Below are 16,582 nucleotides of genomic sequence, written 5' to 3'. Positions count from 1 at the left end.
GAGGGCGATCCAATATGCTCGGATCGCCCTCCCGCTGGTCAGTTGCTGTAGTCCGGAGCCTCGGTCGTGGCCAGTTCGGGCCAGTCACCGATCACATTCGTGCCCTGGAGCGGCTGTTGATAGCCTTTGTGGCAAGTCTTGCAGGCGGCTTTGGGCGCATCCTGATGCACCGGGCCAAGCCGGTCTTCGGGCAAGAGCGCCCCGACCGGGATCAGATACTCGTTGTTGAGTTCCTGCACCATGCCGATCCCCAGCATCTCGGTCGCCCATTGCGGCGTCACCTGGCCCGGATCATAGAAGGCGCGCGAATTGTGACAGAAGACACAGTTCACCCCCAGAGAATTGGCCACGTAGTTCATCAGCGCATAGGTCCGTTCGGCGTGCTGGATACCCGGGAAATCATCCTGCCCGGGGATACCGGCCACCCGCGATTCCAGGTCGTGCACGCCGATGGTTTCTCCATCCACAAGGAAATGCTGCAACGCATCCGACGGCAGCGAGGTGAAGCTGCTGGTCGCCGTGGCGCGGTTCTGATTGGCTGACCAGCCCTGCGCCGCCTTGACCGTGGGTGTCGCGTCGAACCAGACATCGCTTGGCACGGGCTGACCCCGGTGGCAGGTGTAGCAGGTCACGCCAACCTGCTTGTTGGCATTCACATGCCCGTCCCAGTTTTCATTGAGGTTCTGGGTCATGGTGATCATCACATGGCCGACGGCGGTCTGGTAATTGTCCGGATCGTCGAAAAGATCGGGGATCCCCGTCCAGCTGCGCATCGCCGCAAGCAGGCGGTCGTAATTCTCGACCGTCAGCCCTTCAAGCCCCGGCGGCACGTTCTCGCGCGCCGACCCGGCCATTTCTTCGCCACCTTGCGGAACGACCGGGCTGGAGGTCGAGGCGAGAAACGCCTCGATCCCGGGGTCCGGCACCGCCAGATCAGCCTCGAACTCGGGCACCGACATGCCCGTGCCGCGCGGCCCAGTTTGAAGGCTGTCCGTGGCGTAGGGCTGCCCGAACATGAGCAACGCAACCACCACGATCACCGCCCCGCCGATCGCCCCGAAGATAAAGATCGGACGATAGATATCCGTCGGGTTCTCGGCGTTCCATTTGTTGAACCAATTGGGTAGCATCGTTCACTCCTCCCGCCCGATGAAGGCTTCGTAAGAGCCGTAGGACTCGTAGCCATAAGAGCCGTCATAGGCCGGTGCGAAATGGTGCTCCTGCGCCCAGATGAACCAGTTGTCGACAACTGTCCCGGTCAGAAGAATGCCAATCCCGCCGGTGATCGGCGTGAGCACCGCGAACCACCAGGCCCAGCGGTGGATGCCTTCCATCGTGGCGTTGAAGCCCATGGTCCAGCGCCAGAAAAGTGCGGCCCGCTCGGTCGCCGTACCACGGTCCAAGATCTGTTCCAGTTCCCGGTCCCCGCCGAAGCGGGTCACCGCGAGGATGGTGGCCCCGTGCATCGCAAAGAGCAGCACCGAACCGTAGAGGAAGACAATCGAGAGACAGTGGAACGGGTTGTAGTAGAGGTTGCCGTAGCGGATGCTGAACGCCGTGGTCCAGTCCAGATGCGGGAAGATACCATAAGGCACCGCCTCTGACCACGAGCCCATCAGGATCGGGCGGAAAAGGCCCAGCACCAGGAACAGCCAGATGGCGCTGGCAAAGGCCCAGGCCACATGTTTACCCATCTTGTGCTGCGCCGCCAGAAGGTAGGTTCTGAGCCACCAGGTGCAGACACTGACCAAGAGCAGGAACGAGGCGATGATGTACCATCCGCCATCCTGCAACGGGGGCATCCTCAGGCCGTATTCCGGGCTCGGCGGCTCAAGAGCGAGCCAGAAGCCCTGGCGCAGGAACTCGGGGATCGACCAGTTGACCTGGGCCAGCATGTTGATCCCGATGATGTTCATGCACAGGATGAAGGTCGCGGCACTCACCAGTCCGGTCCAGCCCAGGTAAAGCGGTCCTATCTGCGCATTGCCGACCCAGCCCACCAGCGTGCTGAAGAAGGGCTTTGTCGTGCGTTCCTCGGCCATGTTGTTTTCGTTGTCCATGCCCATCTCGGGCGGACCCTGGACCTGAACCTGCGTAAAGATGTTCTGATATTCGATCATGATCACATCCCTCCCTGGCCGGGCCAGATCGGCAGCTCAAGCCACCAGTTCCACCATTCGGGCCAGCCTTTCGTCCAGACCGGGCCGCTGATGATGATGCAGACGGCCGAGAAGAAGACCGCGTTGATGGCCAGCAGGAACCCGAGCCGGTGAATGCCCAGCGTGCCAACCGAGTAGCCGATCAAATCGCGGAAGAACGTGTCTTCGTGATCCGGCGTCTTCATCTCCTCGTCCTTTTCAGGATTGGCGGCACTCAGGATCAGCCCGCCATGCAGCGCCAGCGCGAGGCAGGTGGTGAAAAAGAGCGTCACCGCCAGCATATGCGCCGGGTTGTAGTGGAAATGCAGATAGGCGTAGCCGGTGTTGCTCACCCAATCGAGGTGACTGAAGATCCCGTAAGGAAATCCATGCCCCCAGGCCCCCATCAGCAGCGGCCTGAAGATGACCAGCGTGACATAGGCCAGAATGGCAAAGCTGAAGGCGAAGGGTACGTGATAGCCTATCCCCAGCTTGCGGCAGATTTCCACCTCGCGCAGGGCCCAGCTTATGAAGGCCCCCGTCGCGCAGATTGTGATGATCTGCCATAACCCGCCTTCCATCAGCGGGGCGACCCCCAGCCCGTAGCTCAGATCGGGTGGCGCGATGTTGATCAGCCAGGGGTTCCAGGTGCCTTGATGCGCCGCCCCCCAGAAAATCAGAATGGTGCCCAAGAGCGCGAAAAACGCCGTCGTGACACCGAAGAAGCCTACGTAGAACGGACCAACCCAGAAATCGAACAAATCACCGCCGATCAATGTTCCGCCGCGGACCCGATACTTTCGTTCAAAGCTCAGCAAAGCCATCTTTTTTCTCCGCATCTGGCCACCGGTCCGGTGCAGACCTCAAGCCATCGTCTCGCTATGTTTGGTTTGTTGCGGGCGACAGAAACGCCGCCCGCAACGGTCTTGGAGTGGACTTGCATCCCTGGCTTATTCGGACGCTGCCGCCCGCGACGCTGCAGCGTTTTCGAACCAGTTGACGCCGTTCGACAGAACCACCAGGTGGATCATGACGGCCAAAAGGAACAGAAAAACGCCTTGCGCCACGAACACGCGGCGAGGGTCGAAAATCAGCCAAATCTTGTAGAATTTTGACATCTCTCAACCCTTCCTTAGAACCAAGGCGCCCAGATATAGGTTGCCAGATGGGCAACCACTGCAATCGCCACGAACAGCCAAAGGCCGCCCATATAGACCGAATGCAGCTCCTGAGCTTGCTCGTCGGTAAGACCTGTGAAGGACAGGTCGGTGTTATCAGCCATAAACTTTCCTCCGGAACGTTACGCTGACGCCGCGTCCCCCGCGGCCGGGTCCGTCAAGGCCTGCATGGCCCTTCAGGTATCTGTCCGCCCTTGCGGGCAGGCAGGTCGTGCTCGGATACCTCGCCGGGACGGCTCAGACCGAGAAGATGATCGGCGTCAGCCTGTCGGCTTCGGCCCAGGCGCGCGCCATCGGCCCGCGCAGGTTCAATGTGCGTTTGCGGATCACGTCCCGTCCCCAGCGAAAGCTTGCCGAGGGCAACGCCACAAAGAAAATGAGGGTGAAATAGACCCAGAATTCGGTGCCGCGGCGGCGTCCTGCCGGCTTGTGAAGCGGGCCCGAGGTCATGTCGGTCATTCGAATTACTCCTCTGTTGAATTTGTTTTGGCGCGGCCTTGTGGCGACAGCGCTCTGATTGTTTCCAGGACGACACGTTCGGCCCCCTGGCGCAAAGCCGCGTCTTCGGCGGCATCGCGCAGCGACTTGGCGGCGGAAATGCGGGTCAGGACCGGGTGGCTTGCCACGATACGGTCCAGTTCGGCCTGCGCGTCGGCATCCCAGGGGAAATCGCGGCGCAGCGGCGTGGGCGTGGCAGCGGCGGCATCCATCTCGGACGCGAGCGGCAGAATGTGAAAGAGGGCATCAAAAAGCCCGTTGCAGATTTCCTGCACCAGATACGTCGCACCGGCATAGCCCATGAACGGCGTGCCCGTGGCCCGGCGGATCGCTGCCCCGGGGAAGCCTGCGGGAATAAAGGCCGGTTTCGGCCCGTGTCCGCCCTGCAACTCGGCGAGATAGATCTTCTCGTTGATCGAGCCCATCAGGATCAGCGGCCGGTGTTGCCCGATAAGCGCGCGGACCTCTTCGTTGTTGGTCTTGGTCCCGGCACAGCGCGCCACGGCAAAGGCGCAGGGCAGCCCCATATCGGCCTCAAGGAAATTGCGGATGCCGCGCGCGTAGGTCTCGCTCGACACGATGCCGAAATTCGCCGTGGCAAAGAAATCCTGCGTCACGCTGCGCCACAAGTCCCAGACGGGCTTGAGCGTTGAATGCTTTTCGCGGGCGATGAATGGTTCGGGATCGAGCCCAAGAAGCTCACCCAGCTTGCGCAGGAAACGCGTGGTCGAATCGACCCCGATCGGCGCTTGCAGATAGGGTTTCTCGAGCACCTCGGCGAGGCCCCGGCCAAATTCGCGGTACATGCAGATATTCACATCCGCATTCACCAGATCGCGCATTTCGGCGATATGCGCGCCCAGCGGCATGACCATGTTGACCTCGGCCCCGATCCCTTCGACCAGACGCCGGATTTCGGCCAGGTCCGACGGCATGTTGAATGTGCCATACATCGGGCCAAGGATATTGACGCGCGGCTTCGCCCCCTCCTCGCGCTTTTTCTCGCGCGGCATGCGGCCCTTGGTCATCCCGAACTCGGTGAAAAGCCAGGTCATCGCCCGGTCGGCGGCTTCCCACTGATCCTCGTCGATGGTGCGCGGCAAAAATCGCTGAATGTTGGTGCCCTGCGGCGTGACCCCGCCGCCGATCATCTCGGCAATGGAGCCGGTCACGACCACCGCGGGCAGTGCCGGATCAAGCGTGCCCCAGGCGCGTTTCATCGCGCCTTCGGTGCCTTCGCGGCCCAGCTCCTCCTCGCCCAGGCCCGTCACCACGATGGGCAACTCATGCGGCGGAAGCGCATCGGTATAGTGCAGTACAGAGGTGACTGGCAGGTTCTCGCACCCGACCGGGCCGTCAATCACGACCTGAAGGCCCTTGGCCGCGCAGAACGCATAGACCGCGCCCCAATAGCCCCCTGCCCTGTCATGATCCTGGATCAGCATCAGATCATCTCCTGCGCTTTTTCGGCGCGTTTCTTCTTTTCGATTTTCTTGAGGTTGAGCGCGCGGAAATCGGGCCGCAGGTTCGGCTCTCCTTCCCAGACACCCGCCGTGTCGCCCTCGCCCACGCCTTCGAAAAACGCTTTCATGTGATCCATGCGCGCCTTGTTGGCGATGGCGGCGTTCACCACCTCGGCCAGGCTTCCCGCCCCCGCGGGCCCCATCAGAGGGCGCGCCGAAATCAGGTTGGTGAAGTAAAGCGCCGGGATACCCAGCTCCTTGGCCTTCTGCACAACCGGCGTCGTGCCGATGGCGAGGTCCGGCTTGACCCCTTCCATGGCCGCGCAATCCTCTTCCAGCGAGGCGCGGAAATTGACCGTGACGCCTTTGGAGCGCAGCCATTCCGCATCGGCCTGTGACCAGGGCGTGCGCGGACAGGCGGTGCCGACATAAGGCACATCCGCGCCGCTTTCGATCAGCAACCGCGCCACCAGAAGCTCGCTGCCTTCATAGCCGCTGAGCGTGATTGTCCCCTTCACCGGAGCCTGCGCCAAAGCGCCTTTGATCGCGGGCAGGAACGCGTTTTGTGCCGCGGCCACCCTGTCGGGCGCCAGTCCGAAGGCTTCGCCAATCCCGGCAAGCCAGGCCGCCGTGCCGTCATGGCCCACCGGCGCGCTGCCCACGATGGGCCGACCTGCACGTTCAAACTCACGAATGGCCGAGGTGTAGAACGGATGGATCGCCGCCACCGCCCCGCAATCGAGTGCGGCGTAAAGCTCGCGCCACTCACGGCAGGGCACCACCGGCCCAGCGGCCAGACCCATCGGGGCCAGCATCGCGCCGATCATCACCGGATCGGCCGGGAACATCTCTCCCAGCAGCGAGACGGTCGGACGATCGGATTTGCCACCCTCGGGCGCGGCCACGGGGCCCGCCTCGATCTCCTTGCGGGCATAGGCCAGCATGGCACCGGCCAGAACATCCTTGGCCTCGGCATGGGTGGGAATGCCAAAGCCAGGCACATCAATGCCCACGATCCGCACCCCGTTGATTTCACTTGGCAAAAGCCGGAGCGGCACACCGCTGGCCGTGGGCACACAGAGGTTGGTCACCACCACCGCATCAAACCGATCCGGGTCCGCCAACTCATGCACCGCGTCACGGATATCCTCAAACAGCTTGCCCGTCACCAGCGTCTCGGAATTGAACGGCACATAGCCGACCGAGCGCCGCGCACCATAGAAATGGCTCACGAAAGTCAGCCCGTAAACGCAGCAGGCCGAGCCGCTCAGGACCGTCGCCACCCGCTTCATCCGCAGGCCCACGCGCAGGCTGCCAAAGGCCGGGCACATGCTTTGCGGCTTGTCATGGGGCCCTTGCGGATAATCGCGCGCATACTGATCCAGAAGATCCGACTGCCCGGCCATGCGCGCAGCTTTTTCCATCTCCGATCCTGAATGACAGCCCAGGCCCGACACCTCTCCCTGAGGCGCGTCATCCGGGCGCGGTTTGCCCCGGATCACCTCGGCCTCGGCGGCGTCGTCATATGTGACCTCATCGGTCATGCGCGGTCCTTCAGGCATCGTCATAGATCACTTCAAGCGATTGTTTGGGTTCCGCATTCTTGCCCCGCATGTCCTCGTCCGTGGCGGGTTCCAATTCGATACCCGCGCCGGTTTCCGAGCCATCGAACAATTCAAGCAAACCATCTTGGGTGAGAGGCTTCGGGCGAACCGGCGGGGCATCGGCCACGTTGAGACCCAGTTCGGCGAACAGGGCGCCCCACTGGCTCTCAGCCGTGCCGACAATCTGGTAATTGGCGGATTTCTTGCGCAGGTCGTCATCCTGCGGGATCGACGCAAGGACGGGGATATCCACTGCCTTGGCAAAGGCCTGCGCTTCGCCAGAGCCATCATCCTTGTTGATGACAAGACCCGCGACACCGACATTGCCGCCCAGCTTGCGGAAATACTCCACCGCCGAGCACACGTTGTTGGCGACATAAAGCGATTGCAGATCGTTCGAGCCGACAAGGATCACCTTCTGCGCCATGTCCCGCGCAATCGGCAGACCAAAGCCGCCACAGACGACATCGCCCAGGAAATCGAGCAGCACATAGTCGAAATCCCAATCATGAAATCCCAACTTCTCCAGGAGTTCGAAACCGTGGATGATCCCGCGCCCGCCGCAGCCGCGGCCCACTTCAGGCCCGCCCAGCTCCATGGCGAACACGCCGCCGCGCTTGAAACAGACATCGCCGATCTTGACCGGCTCTCCGGACAGGCCCTTTTGGGTCGAGGTCTCGATGATCGTCGGGCAGGCCTTGCCGCCAAACAGCAGGCTCGTGGTGTCAGATTTCGGATCACAGCCGATCAGCAGCACGCGCTTGCCCTGTTCCGCCATCATATGGCTCAGGTTCGCGAGCGTGAACGACTTCCCGATGCCCCCCTTGCCGTAAATCGCGATGATCTGGGTTTTCTTGGTCGGCTCGTCGGTGATCAGATCGGCCAGGTCTTCGCCCGCTTCATCGCGCAGGCGCTGGTCGAAATCCTTCAGGTTCGGTACATCGTCCTTCACGCTGCGTCCTTCCAGTTGACTATCATTTTCAGGCAAGTCGGGTCTTCAAAAGCTGTCTCATAAGCGCCCTGCACATCATCGGTGTGGGCGTGATGCGTGATCAGGCCACCAAGTGAGAGCGCGCCGCTTTCAACGAGATCGCGCACCGCAACCAGGTCCGCCGGATCCCATTCCGCGGCCACACGCAGGCGCGCTTCTTTCATGAAGGCGGGCGGAAAGGCGAAGCTGAGGGGTTCGGCATAAAACCCCGCCAAGACGATCTCGCCGCCCTTCGCGATCCGTCCGATCAATTCATTCAGCACAGCAGCACTACCGGAGGCATCGTAGATCGCGCCGTAATCCCGGCGGCTGTCCTCATCCGGATGCAGCACCTGATACCCTTCTGCGCCGGAATGCCGTCCGGGCTCGACTTCCCAGACCACCGGTGCGGGCGCCCCCGCAGCGATCGTCAGCCGTGCCAGAAGCCGGCCCAGAACCCCATGACCCACGATCAGCTCAGGCATGGCCTTGTCCAGCCCGGCGATGGCGTGCCGCGCCGTGGCCGCCAGCGCGAGAAGCGCGCTCTGCTCGCCAAGATCCGCATCGATCCGCGTAACCCGCCTTGCGGGCGTAACCAGACGTGACGCCGCCCCGCCAAACAGGCCGAACGCCCCGTCGAAGCAATTTGCGCCGGGTACAAAGACATGATCACCGGTTTTGAAGCCCGAGCCGCGCGGGGCCGAAACAACCTCGCCCGCCGCCTCGTAGCCCGGCACCAGGGGATAGCCCATGCCCGGGAACGGTGGCATCTCACCAGACCAGAAAAGTTTTTCAGTGCCAGTGGACACACCGGAGTAGGCAATATCCACAACCAGGTCGTCCGCGCCGGGGTCAGTCAGCGATAACGTGTCGAGATGCAGATCCCTTGGACCGTTTAAAAAGACGGCACGCGCCTCCATATCGGTTCCCCCTTGTTTCCGTCCGGCCATTATTGGACGGATGCCTCACAGGCTTAATGTCAGCCTATATAAACATTCTAAAGTGTCAAGTTATCTTTACACTTTCGCGGCAGGGCCGCCTGCTCAAACAGGCTTGGCGCAGGTCACGACGCTGGTCACGAAGGGGCGCGGGGCGCGCGGCATGCGAATCTCGACAAAACCGGCATCGGCACAAAGTTGTCCTATCTCATTCGCCGAGCGGACTTGCCCGGTGCCCATAGCCATCGTGTAGAAGTTGAAATAGACATCCCCCGCGGGCTCCGGCCGCTCTCCTCCGGACATCGGCTCTGAGATGATCAGCCTCCCGCCTCGGGGCAAGGCCTCATAAACCTTCGATATCAGATGCTTGACCGTATCATCCTCATGATCATAGAGAACCCGGACAAGCGTGATGACATCCGCCCCCAGAGGCAGTGCCTCGCTGCGGAAACTGCCGGGGATCAGCGTGACCCGATCCGACAGGCCCGCCACATCAAAGGCCTTTTCGGCACTTGGCATGACTTCGGGCAGATCGAAGAGAATCGCGTGTGCGTCGGGGCAATGCCGCAAGGCTGCGCGCAGAAACGCGCCGCTTCCGCCGCCCACATCGAGCAGCGTGCCGACGCCGCGCAGATCGACCATCCTCAGGGTGTCCTGCGCCACAAGCTGTTGCGAGTCGGCCATCAGCTTCGAATAGCGCGCGGCGGTTTCCGCATCGACCTCTCCGCCCGCGCCAAAGACATAGGGCCAGAATTGCGACAGCTCCGTCGTTTGCCCGCCCCGCAAAAGGCGCACCGGGTCCGCCATGTCGCGATAGAGCACGGCATTGTGCCGGATCATCTGCATCAGGCCCGGCACCCCCAGGATCGCCGCACCGCGCCGTGCCAGGCGGTATCGCTCACCGCGCTGCCGCTTGAGCAGGCCGATCGCGGCCCCCGCCGCCAGAAGCCGCGCCATGCGGTTCACCGGGATATCTGCCACGAGACCAAGCTGCTCTGCAGTCGCAGGCGCATCAAGCAGCCGCTCAAGAATGTCCAGCTCAATCAGCGCGAGCAAGGTTTGGGATTTGACAAACCCCTGGAGAATATCAAAAATCTCGTCACCGTCCCGACGTGCGAGACGGCCACCCAGAGGCCACCGCGCCACCCGCGCCTGCACCGAACTTCGCGCGATCAGGCGCGAGAGCCATTGCAGGGGCGCATCCGTCAAACGATGACTCTGATGCGCTGCGGACATCGGCTCAGGCCCGATGCCCGGCAGGCATTTTCGGCATGATCGACTTCGCCTTGAGGCGCACCACCTCGGCCAGCGCCGCTTCGCCGGGGCAGGACGGGATCGAGGCAATCGCGCCTGCCAGGATGTCAGACAGCCGCTCATAGGCCCCCTTGACCCCAAGCAGCGCCACCGCGTTGGGCCGTCCATGCAGGTGATCCTGCTCCACCGGCTTGCCCAGTGTGGTTTCGTCCAGCAAGGCGTCGCGCAGGTCATCCGCCACCTGGAATGCCTCGCCGATCAGCGCCCCGAGGTCATACCAGGGCTCCGGGTCATGCCCGGCCGAGATGGCTCCCATCTGCGTCGCCGCAACGAAAAGCGCGGCAGTCTTGGCCTTGTGATAGGCGCTGAGGTCGATCTGCGGCTCGCTCTCCCATCCCTGCCCCGCGCAGATCCCATAGGGGGCACCGGTGCAGCGGGTCAGCGTCAGCAGCATGTCGGAGGCGCGCGCCGGGTCCAGCGCCGCCGTGCGGGCCACGGTTTCGATCGCCAGAATGATCAGACTGTCGCCGGTCAGGACGGCGAGCGGCTCGGAATACGCCTTGTGAACCGATGGTTTGCCCCGCCGCAGATCGGCGTCGTCAAAACAAGGCAGATCGTCATGCACAAGGCTCGCGCAATGCATCAGCTCAAGCGCCGCAGCGGCCGCATCCGAAAGCTCCGGCCTGTCATCGCCACAGGCCAGCGCCACCGACAAAAGGATCGTCGGCCTGATCCGCGCCCCTCCTGGTTGCGTGGCATAGGTCAACGCCGAGGTAAGCCGCGCCGGGGCTGTATCCGCCAGCGTCGAGGCAAGGGCGGCGCCCATCGCAGTTTCAATCCGGTTGGAGAGTGGCATGATCTGCTCCCATGCGGCTTTGTCTGTATAATTAGACAGCTGATGTGTAAATCATACTGGACACTTCGCGCTCAGGAGTCAACAATCACGCATGAACATCTCACACCCTCTGCGAGACAGGCGCGTGATTGTCATCGGCGCTGGCGTTGCCGGGTTGACGGCGGCAGCGCGACTTGCTCATGCGGGGTTTGATGTGCTTGTTTTCGACCAGGCAAGTGCTCCGGGCGGCAAGATGCGCTGTGTGCAATCCGCCGCCGGACCAGTGGATGCCGGGCCGACCGTGCTGACCATGCGGTCGGTGTTCGACCAGATCTTTGCCGAATGCGGTGCCCGGCTGGAGGAGCATGTGACGCTTCTGCGCCAGCCCGTGATTGCGCGCCATTTCTGGCCCGATGGCAGCCAACTCGATCTGCATGACACGGCCGAGGCCAACGCCGCCGCGATCACCGCTTTTGCCGGAGCACGGGCGGCCCGCGAGTTTCGACGATTCGACCGGCGCGCGCGGCAGCTTTTTGACGCCTTCGATGCGCCGATGATGCGCGCGCCCGCCCCCTCCTTCCGGTCGCTCGCGGCGCATGTGGCAGGCCGGCCCTGGCTTCTGCCCAAACTGGCCCCGTTCACGTCGCTGCACGGCCTTCTTGCCCGCAGCTTCAGCGACCCGCGCCTGGTTCAGCTTTTCGGCCGCTATGCCACTTATGTCGGTGGATCACCCTATCATGCGCCCGCCCTTCTGGCCCTGATCTGGAGGGCCGAAAGCGCGGGCGTGTGGGCCGTCAAGGGCGGGATGCACCGGCTCGCCCGGGCGCTCGAAGACCTCGGCAGGGCACATGGGGCCCGGTATCATTATGATATGCCGGTCAAGCGGATCACCACGTCAGATGGTGTCGTGACCGGGATCACCCTTGGTGACGGCACGCCGGTCAGCGCCGATGCGATCGTGTTCAATGGCGACCCGCGTGCTCTGGCCAGAGGCCTGATGGGCCGCGCCTCCGACCATATCGGGCGGCAAACCCTGCGCAGTGCCCGTAGCCTGTCGGCTGAGGTCTGGGCCTTTGCCGCCGAGGTCACGGGGCCGGAACTGTCCTATCACAATGTGTTTTTCCGGACCGATCCCGAACCCGAGTTTCGCGCGCTCATGCAGGGAAAATATATCGACGATCCAACAGTTTATGTCTGTGCGATGGACCGAAACGGCGCGGCACCGCGGCCCGCGCTCGAACGGTTCGAAACCATTGCAAACGCTCCTCCGCTGCCTGCGGACGGGCGTGAAGAGGAGGCCCCCTCATGTCCGACACGCAGTTTTCAGACCCTCGCGCGCTTCGGGCTTCGGTTCAGTCCGACACCGGATCCAACCGCGCTCACGACGCCGAGGGGCTTTGCCGGTCTGCATCCGGCATCGGCCGGGTCACTCTACGGGCAGAGCCCGCACGGCATGACAGCAGCGCTGAACAGGCCACAGGCGCGCACGGCGCTGGGGGGGCTCTTTCTGGCGGGGGGCGGCACGCATCCGGGGGCGGGTGTGCCAATGGCGGCGCTCTCCGGCCAGCATGCGGCCGCAGCGATCATGCAGAGCCCAATTTCAACATCGAGGTCCCCTCCAACGGCTATGCCTGGTGGTATGTCGACGGGATAAGCGACAGCGGCGGACGCGCGATCAGCATCATCGGCTTCATCGGGTCGGTCTTCTCACCCTGGTATGCCTGGTCTGGCCGCCGACGCCCGCAGAACCATGTCTGCATCAACGTCGCCACCTACGGGCCAGGCGGACGCTTCACCATGACCGATCGCGGACAGGCGGCGCTCAGACAAAGCCGCGAGACGCTGACCGTCGGCCCCTCATCCATGCGCTGGCAGGGGGGACGGCTGATCATAGAGATCAACGAGCTTGCCGCCCCACCCCTGCCCGGCCGCGTGCGCGGCACGGTCACCGTCACGCCCAGCGCACTCACCGGGGTAGAGGCGACCCTGACCCCGGACGGCACGCATATCTGGCGGCCTTTCGCCCCCACTTCGGCGATCCGTGTCGATCTGGAATCGCCGGGCTGGCAATGGGATGGACATGGGTATTTCGACGCCAATTTCGGCACCCGGGCGCTGGAGCAGGATTTTTCCTATTGGACCTGGGGCCGCTTTCCTCTCGCAGGTGGCAGCACTTGTTTTTACGATGCCACGCGCCTTGACGGGAGCGCGCTGTCGCTCGGAGTTCATTTTGATGCCGATGGCCGCGCCGAAGAAATCGCCCTGCCACCGAAAACACGGTTTCGCCGCAGCAACTGGGCCGTGAAACGCGAAACCCGGGCCGATGCGGGCACAACGCCGCGACAAGTGCAATCCATGCTCGATGCGCCATTCTACAGCCGCGCGGCGGTGCGGACGGTGATCAATGGCGAAGAAACGACCGGCGTGCACGAGGCCCTAGATTTGCGCCGCTTCCGCTCGCCTCTGCTGAAGCCCGTGCTGGCCTGCCGGGTGCCGCGCCGCTCTGGCTGGACCTTCGGGCCCGAGATCAGGCCCGGCCAGGGTTGAGCCGCATCACTGAGAAATTCAGCGCCGCCGCGGTGGAAACCCAGGCCAGATACGGCACGAACAACAGCCCAGCGATCCAATCCACCTGCCAAAGCGCCACCATCGCCGCGGCGACCGCCACCCAGAGGCAGGCCAGAACAGCCATACCAGCCTTGATCTTGCGCAGCCCGAAAAACACCGGCGTCCAAAGTGTGTTGAGCGCGATCTGAAGCGCCCAGAGCGCCATGGCCAACCCGTTGTCAGGGCTGATTGCCGCGCGCGCCCCGGCATAGGCCATGCACAGGTAAAGCGTCGTCCAGGCGATCGGGAAGGCATAGTTGGGCGGGGTCCATGTGGGCTTGTCCAACTCGTCATACCAGTCTCCGGGCGGAAACATGGCGCCAGTTGCCCCTGCGGCGAAACAGGCGGCGAGGAATATGCAGAAATAAAGCCAGATCATGCTGATGTCTTAGCACCGCGCGCGCCGGCCATCAACGCCGCCCGTTGCACCTGATCGCGCGACTTGAGACCTGCAAGCGTGCCATAGAGCGCATCGCTCCAGCCGGTGTCAGGCGCGCTCCGATCAGCGGCAGCCTCGACCAGAAAGGCCGTCTCGGGCAGGCAACGCGCATGGATGACAGAAGAGCGCGGCATCACCACCGTGCCCGCCGCCCGAAACGTGGCATGCAGAAGCCAGCCGAGCTTCTGACTGTCCTGCGTGCGCGCGCGGTGGTCGATTGCATTATAGCCCAACCGCCGCACCTGCCCGCCGATCCCGGCATAGATGAAGCGCGCCGCGAAAATCCCCGGCCGACAGGCCACCGGCAGGGCACCGATTCCGGCCTCGGACCGGATGTAAAGCGCCTCGGCCTCCTGTAACAGACGACGGATCAGGCGGCGCGTAACGGCGCTATGGCGCGGATCGGCGAGAAATCTTTCCGGGGGCAGCCCCGCTTCGTCCATCCATTGGGTCGGCAGATACAGCCGCCCTTCGCGTGCGTCCTCTCCGACATCCCGGGCGATATTCGTCAACTGCATCGCCACGCCCAGATCACAGGCCCGCGCCAGCGCATCGCGATCGCGCACGCGCATCAGAACGCACATCATCGCCCCCACCGCCGAAGCCACCCGTGCCGAGTAGTCGCGCAGATCCGACAGCGTCTCATAGCGCCGCTCCATCGCGTCCCAGGCAAGCCCTTCCAACAGGGCCTGGGGCAAGGCGCGGGGCATTTCGAAATCCTCGATAATGGCGGCAAAAGCCCGATCGGCAGGCGCATTGCGCGGCGCACCCCGATACGCCAGATCGAGCCGCTCATGCAGTGTCAGAACCGCCTCGGCCTTGGCCGCCTGCAAATCCACCGCGTCATCAGCCAGCCGACAGAACGCATAAAGCGCCAGCGCCGGGTCGCGCAGGCTGCGCGGCAAGAGTTTTGAAGCGGCGTGAAACGAACGAGACCCGTGGCGGATCGCCTCGACACAATGTGCCATATCCTTTGGATCAATCATCGCGCGGTCACCTCATCTGCGGCTGGCACAAGCTGGTCAAGCACCTCGGCGCTGGTCACCACACTGGGCAGCCCCGCACCGGGATGCGTGCCCGCACCCACCACGTAAAGCCCGCGCGCCTCCTCACTCACGTTGTGCGGCCGGAACCACGCGCTCTGAAAAATGCGGGGCTCCAGCGAAAATCCGGCACCGTAAGGGCTGAGATAGCGGTCACGGAATGTGTGCGGCGTGAAGACCAGTGAACTGCTCACATGTGCACCGAGCCCCGGCAGAAGCTGATCCTCCAGCACGTCCTGCATCTTCTGACGATAGGTCTCGGCCATGGTATCCCAGTCAACAGGCGCGTCATGCCCCAGATGCGGCACCGGGCTCAGCGCATAGAACGTGTCATCGCCTTCGGGGGCCGCGCTCGGGTCCGTCACCGTGGGGCGATGAATGTAGAGGCTCATGTCCTCGGCCAACGTGCCGTTTTTGAAGATATCGCGCAGAAGACCCCGATAGCGCGGCCCGTTCAGGATGGTATGATGGCCCACATCCTTCCATTTGCCGCGCGTGCCCTTCGTGCCGAAATACCAAAGGAACAGGCTCATCGACCATTTCGAGCGCTTGAGCCTGGCCGCAGTCCAGCGGCGTCGGCGGTGGTTGCGCAAGAGGTGATCATAGGTATGGCCCACATCGGCATTGGACACCACGATATCGGAGGTGATCACTTCGCCCGAGCTGAGGCGCACCCCGCGGGTAGAGCCGTCTTTTACAAGGATCTCGTCCACCTCGGCGTTCTGACGCACCAGCCCGCCCTGATCTTCGATCACATTTTGCATGGCCTGCGCGATCGCCGCGACCCCGCCCTGCGCGTAATGCACGCCGAATTCCTTTTCCAGGTGGCTGACGAGAATATAGACCGAAGTCACACGGGTCGGATCGCCGCCAATGAAAAGAGGGTGCAACGAAAGCGCCATGCGCAGCCGCTCGTCCCGCACCCGCCTGGCCGCGTGACCATAGACCGACCGATCCGCGCGCAGCATCGCAAAGCCGGGCAATTCCCTCACAAGGTCCCAGAGTTTGTTCATCGGGCGGCGGCCAAGCCCCTCGAAGCCGAAGTGATAGCGTGCTTCGCTGTCGCGCAGGAACCGCTCATAACCTGCCACGTCACCGGGGGAGAGTCGCGCCACTTCTTCGCGCATCTGCGCCTCATCGGCGAACACCTTGAACCGGCTGCCATCGGTCCAGCGGATCTCGTAATAGGGGTCGAGCGGCATCAGGGTCACATCGGCGTCAAACTCCCGACCGCAGGCAGCCCAGAGCTGACGGAACACATGCGGCACTGTCACGATCGTGGGTCCGAGGTCAAACCGGTGCCCCTCCTGCCAGATGCAGGATCCGCGGCCGCCGGGGCCGTCGAGCCGATCCAGAACGCTCACCCGGTAGCCCTTCGCCCCCAGCCGCATCGCCGAGGACAGGCCGCCGAGCCCCGCCCCGATCACCACCGCATGCGGGCGCGCAGCACCGCCAAGCCGGTCTTCGCTGAAGGATTCGGGGCGTGTCAACATAACGCAAGACTACATCTGTCTAGTTTAGTTGACAATCCTTCCCTGCGGCGCTTTTCTGTCAATTGAAACCGTGCCATCCTGCGGACGCGCCAGCCAGAGGAGCCGAGCCATTCAAACCGTAT

17 protein-coding genes are annotated in these 16,582 nt (G+C 63.2%); 2 read left to right on the top strand and 15 right to left on the bottom strand.

Annotation, left to right across the window (positions count from 1 at the left end):
• Nucleotides 1–38: 38 nt before the first annotated feature.
• The 12 genes from pufC to EI983_RS05460 form a co-directional block, all read right to left on the bottom strand.
• Complete coding sequence (gene pufC, locus EI983_RS05515; protein ID WP_157706392.1) at nt 39–1,130, bottom strand: photosynthetic reaction center cytochrome PufC; 1,092 nt, start codon at nt 1,128–1,130, stop codon at nt 39–41.
• Between the two features lie 3 nt (nt 1,131–1,133).
• Nucleotides 1,134–2,120, bottom strand: a complete 987-nt coding sequence (pufM, locus tag EI983_RS05510; protein ID WP_198389382.1) for a photosynthetic reaction center subunit M — start codon at nt 2,118–2,120, stop codon at nt 1,134–1,136.
• Between the two features lie 2 nt (nt 2,121–2,122).
• Nucleotides 2,123–2,962 carry a photosynthetic reaction center subunit L gene (pufL, locus tag EI983_RS05505; protein WP_157706390.1) on the bottom strand — a complete coding sequence of 280 codons (840 nt, stop codon included), beginning with the start codon at nt 2,960–2,962 and terminating at the stop codon, nt 2,123–2,125.
• Nucleotides 2,963–3,088: 126 nt separating this feature from the next.
• Complete coding sequence (gene pufA / locus EI983_RS05500; RefSeq protein WP_152493186.1) at nt 3,089–3,256, bottom strand: light-harvesting antenna LH1, alpha subunit; 168 nt, start codon at nt 3,254–3,256, stop codon at nt 3,089–3,091.
• Nucleotides 3,257–3,270: 14 nt separating this feature from the next.
• Nucleotides 3,271–3,420: a light-harvesting antenna LH1, beta subunit gene (gene pufB, locus EI983_RS05495; RefSeq protein WP_157706389.1), complete on the bottom strand. Its 150-nt coding sequence runs from the start codon at nt 3,418–3,420 to the stop codon at nt 3,271–3,273.
• A 133-nt stretch (nt 3,421–3,553) separates the two neighbouring features.
• Nucleotides 3,554–3,775, bottom strand: a complete 222-nt coding sequence (gene pufQ / locus EI983_RS05490) for a cytochrome PufQ (protein ID WP_157706388.1) — start codon at nt 3,773–3,775, stop codon at nt 3,554–3,556.
• A 5-nt stretch (nt 3,776–3,780) separates the two neighbouring features.
• Nucleotides 3,781–5,259 carry a chlorophyllide a reductase subunit Z gene (gene bchZ, locus EI983_RS05485; RefSeq protein WP_157706387.1) on the bottom strand — a complete coding sequence of 493 codons (1,479 nt, stop codon included), beginning with the start codon at nt 5,257–5,259 and terminating at the stop codon, nt 3,781–3,783.
• Nucleotides 5,259–6,821 carry a chlorophyllide a reductase subunit Y gene (gene bchY / locus EI983_RS05480; RefSeq protein ID WP_157706386.1) on the bottom strand — a complete coding sequence of 521 codons (1,563 nt, stop codon included), beginning with the start codon at nt 6,819–6,821 and terminating at the stop codon, nt 5,259–5,261. Before bchY ends, bchZ begins: the two co-directional genes overlap by 1 nt.
• Nucleotides 6,822–6,831: 10 nt before the next feature.
• On the bottom strand, nt 6,832–7,833 hold the full coding sequence (locus tag EI983_RS05475; protein WP_157706385.1) for a chlorophyllide a reductase iron protein subunit X: 1,002 nt from the start codon (nt 7,831–7,833) through the stop codon (nt 6,832–6,834).
• Nucleotides 7,830–8,771: a chlorophyll synthesis pathway protein BchC gene (gene bchC / locus EI983_RS05470; RefSeq protein WP_157706384.1), complete on the bottom strand. Its 942-nt coding sequence runs from the start codon at nt 8,769–8,771 to the stop codon at nt 7,830–7,832. Before bchC ends, EI983_RS05475 begins: the two co-directional genes overlap by 4 nt.
• A 123-nt stretch (nt 8,772–8,894) precedes the next feature.
• Nucleotides 8,895–9,998 carry an acetylserotonin O-methyltransferase gene (locus tag EI983_RS05465; RefSeq protein ID WP_246162302.1) on the bottom strand — a complete coding sequence of 368 codons (1,104 nt, stop codon included), beginning with the start codon at nt 9,996–9,998 and terminating at the stop codon, nt 8,895–8,897.
• 31 nt (nt 9,999–10,029) lie between these two features.
• Nucleotides 10,030–10,899, bottom strand: coding sequence for a polyprenyl synthetase family protein (locus EI983_RS05460; protein ID WP_157706382.1), 870 nt, complete (start codon nt 10,897–10,899; stop codon nt 10,030–10,032).
• Between the two features lie 91 nt (nt 10,900–10,990).
• Between EI983_RS05460 and crtD the strand changes: the two genes are divergently transcribed.
• Complete coding sequence (gene crtD, locus EI983_RS05455; RefSeq protein WP_157706381.1) at nt 10,991–12,532, top strand: 1-hydroxycarotenoid 3,4-desaturase CrtD; 1,542 nt, start codon at nt 10,991–10,993, stop codon at nt 12,530–12,532.
• The gene (gene crtC / locus EI983_RS05450; RefSeq protein ID WP_281356462.1) at nt 12,529–13,425 is read left to right on the top strand and encodes a carotenoid 1,2-hydratase; all 897 of its coding nucleotides are present in this window, start codon (nt 12,529–12,531) and stop codon (nt 13,423–13,425) included. Before crtD ends, crtC begins: the two co-directional genes overlap by 4 nt.
• Here crtC and tspO read toward each other — a convergent pair.
• Genes tspO through EI983_RS05435 form a run of 3 tightly spaced genes read right to left on the bottom strand, consistent with a single transcriptional unit; the run spans nt 13,406 to nt 16,460 of the window.
• Nucleotides 13,406–13,864: a tryptophan-rich sensory protein TspO gene (gene tspO, locus EI983_RS05445; protein ID WP_157706380.1), complete on the bottom strand. Its 459-nt coding sequence runs from the start codon at nt 13,862–13,864 to the stop codon at nt 13,406–13,408. The genes crtC and tspO overlap by 20 nt on opposite strands.
• The gene (gene crtB / locus EI983_RS05440; protein WP_157706379.1) at nt 13,861–14,910 is read right to left on the bottom strand and encodes a 15-cis-phytoene synthase; all 1,050 of its coding nucleotides are present in this window, start codon (nt 14,908–14,910) and stop codon (nt 13,861–13,863) included. Before crtB ends, tspO begins: the two co-directional genes overlap by 4 nt.
• Nucleotides 14,907–16,460 carry a phytoene desaturase gene (locus EI983_RS05435; protein ID WP_157706378.1) on the bottom strand — a complete coding sequence of 518 codons (1,554 nt, stop codon included), beginning with the start codon at nt 16,458–16,460 and terminating at the stop codon, nt 14,907–14,909. Before EI983_RS05435 ends, crtB begins: the two co-directional genes overlap by 4 nt.
• Nucleotides 16,461–16,582 lie beyond the last annotated feature (122 nt).

This window comes from Roseovarius faecimaris (assembly GCF_009762325.1).
In the GTDB taxonomy this organism is placed as follows: Bacteria; Pseudomonadota; Alphaproteobacteria; order Rhodobacterales; family Rhodobacteraceae; genus Roseovarius; species Roseovarius faecimaris.
This window is presented reverse-complemented; position numbering and strand designations above follow the sequence as displayed.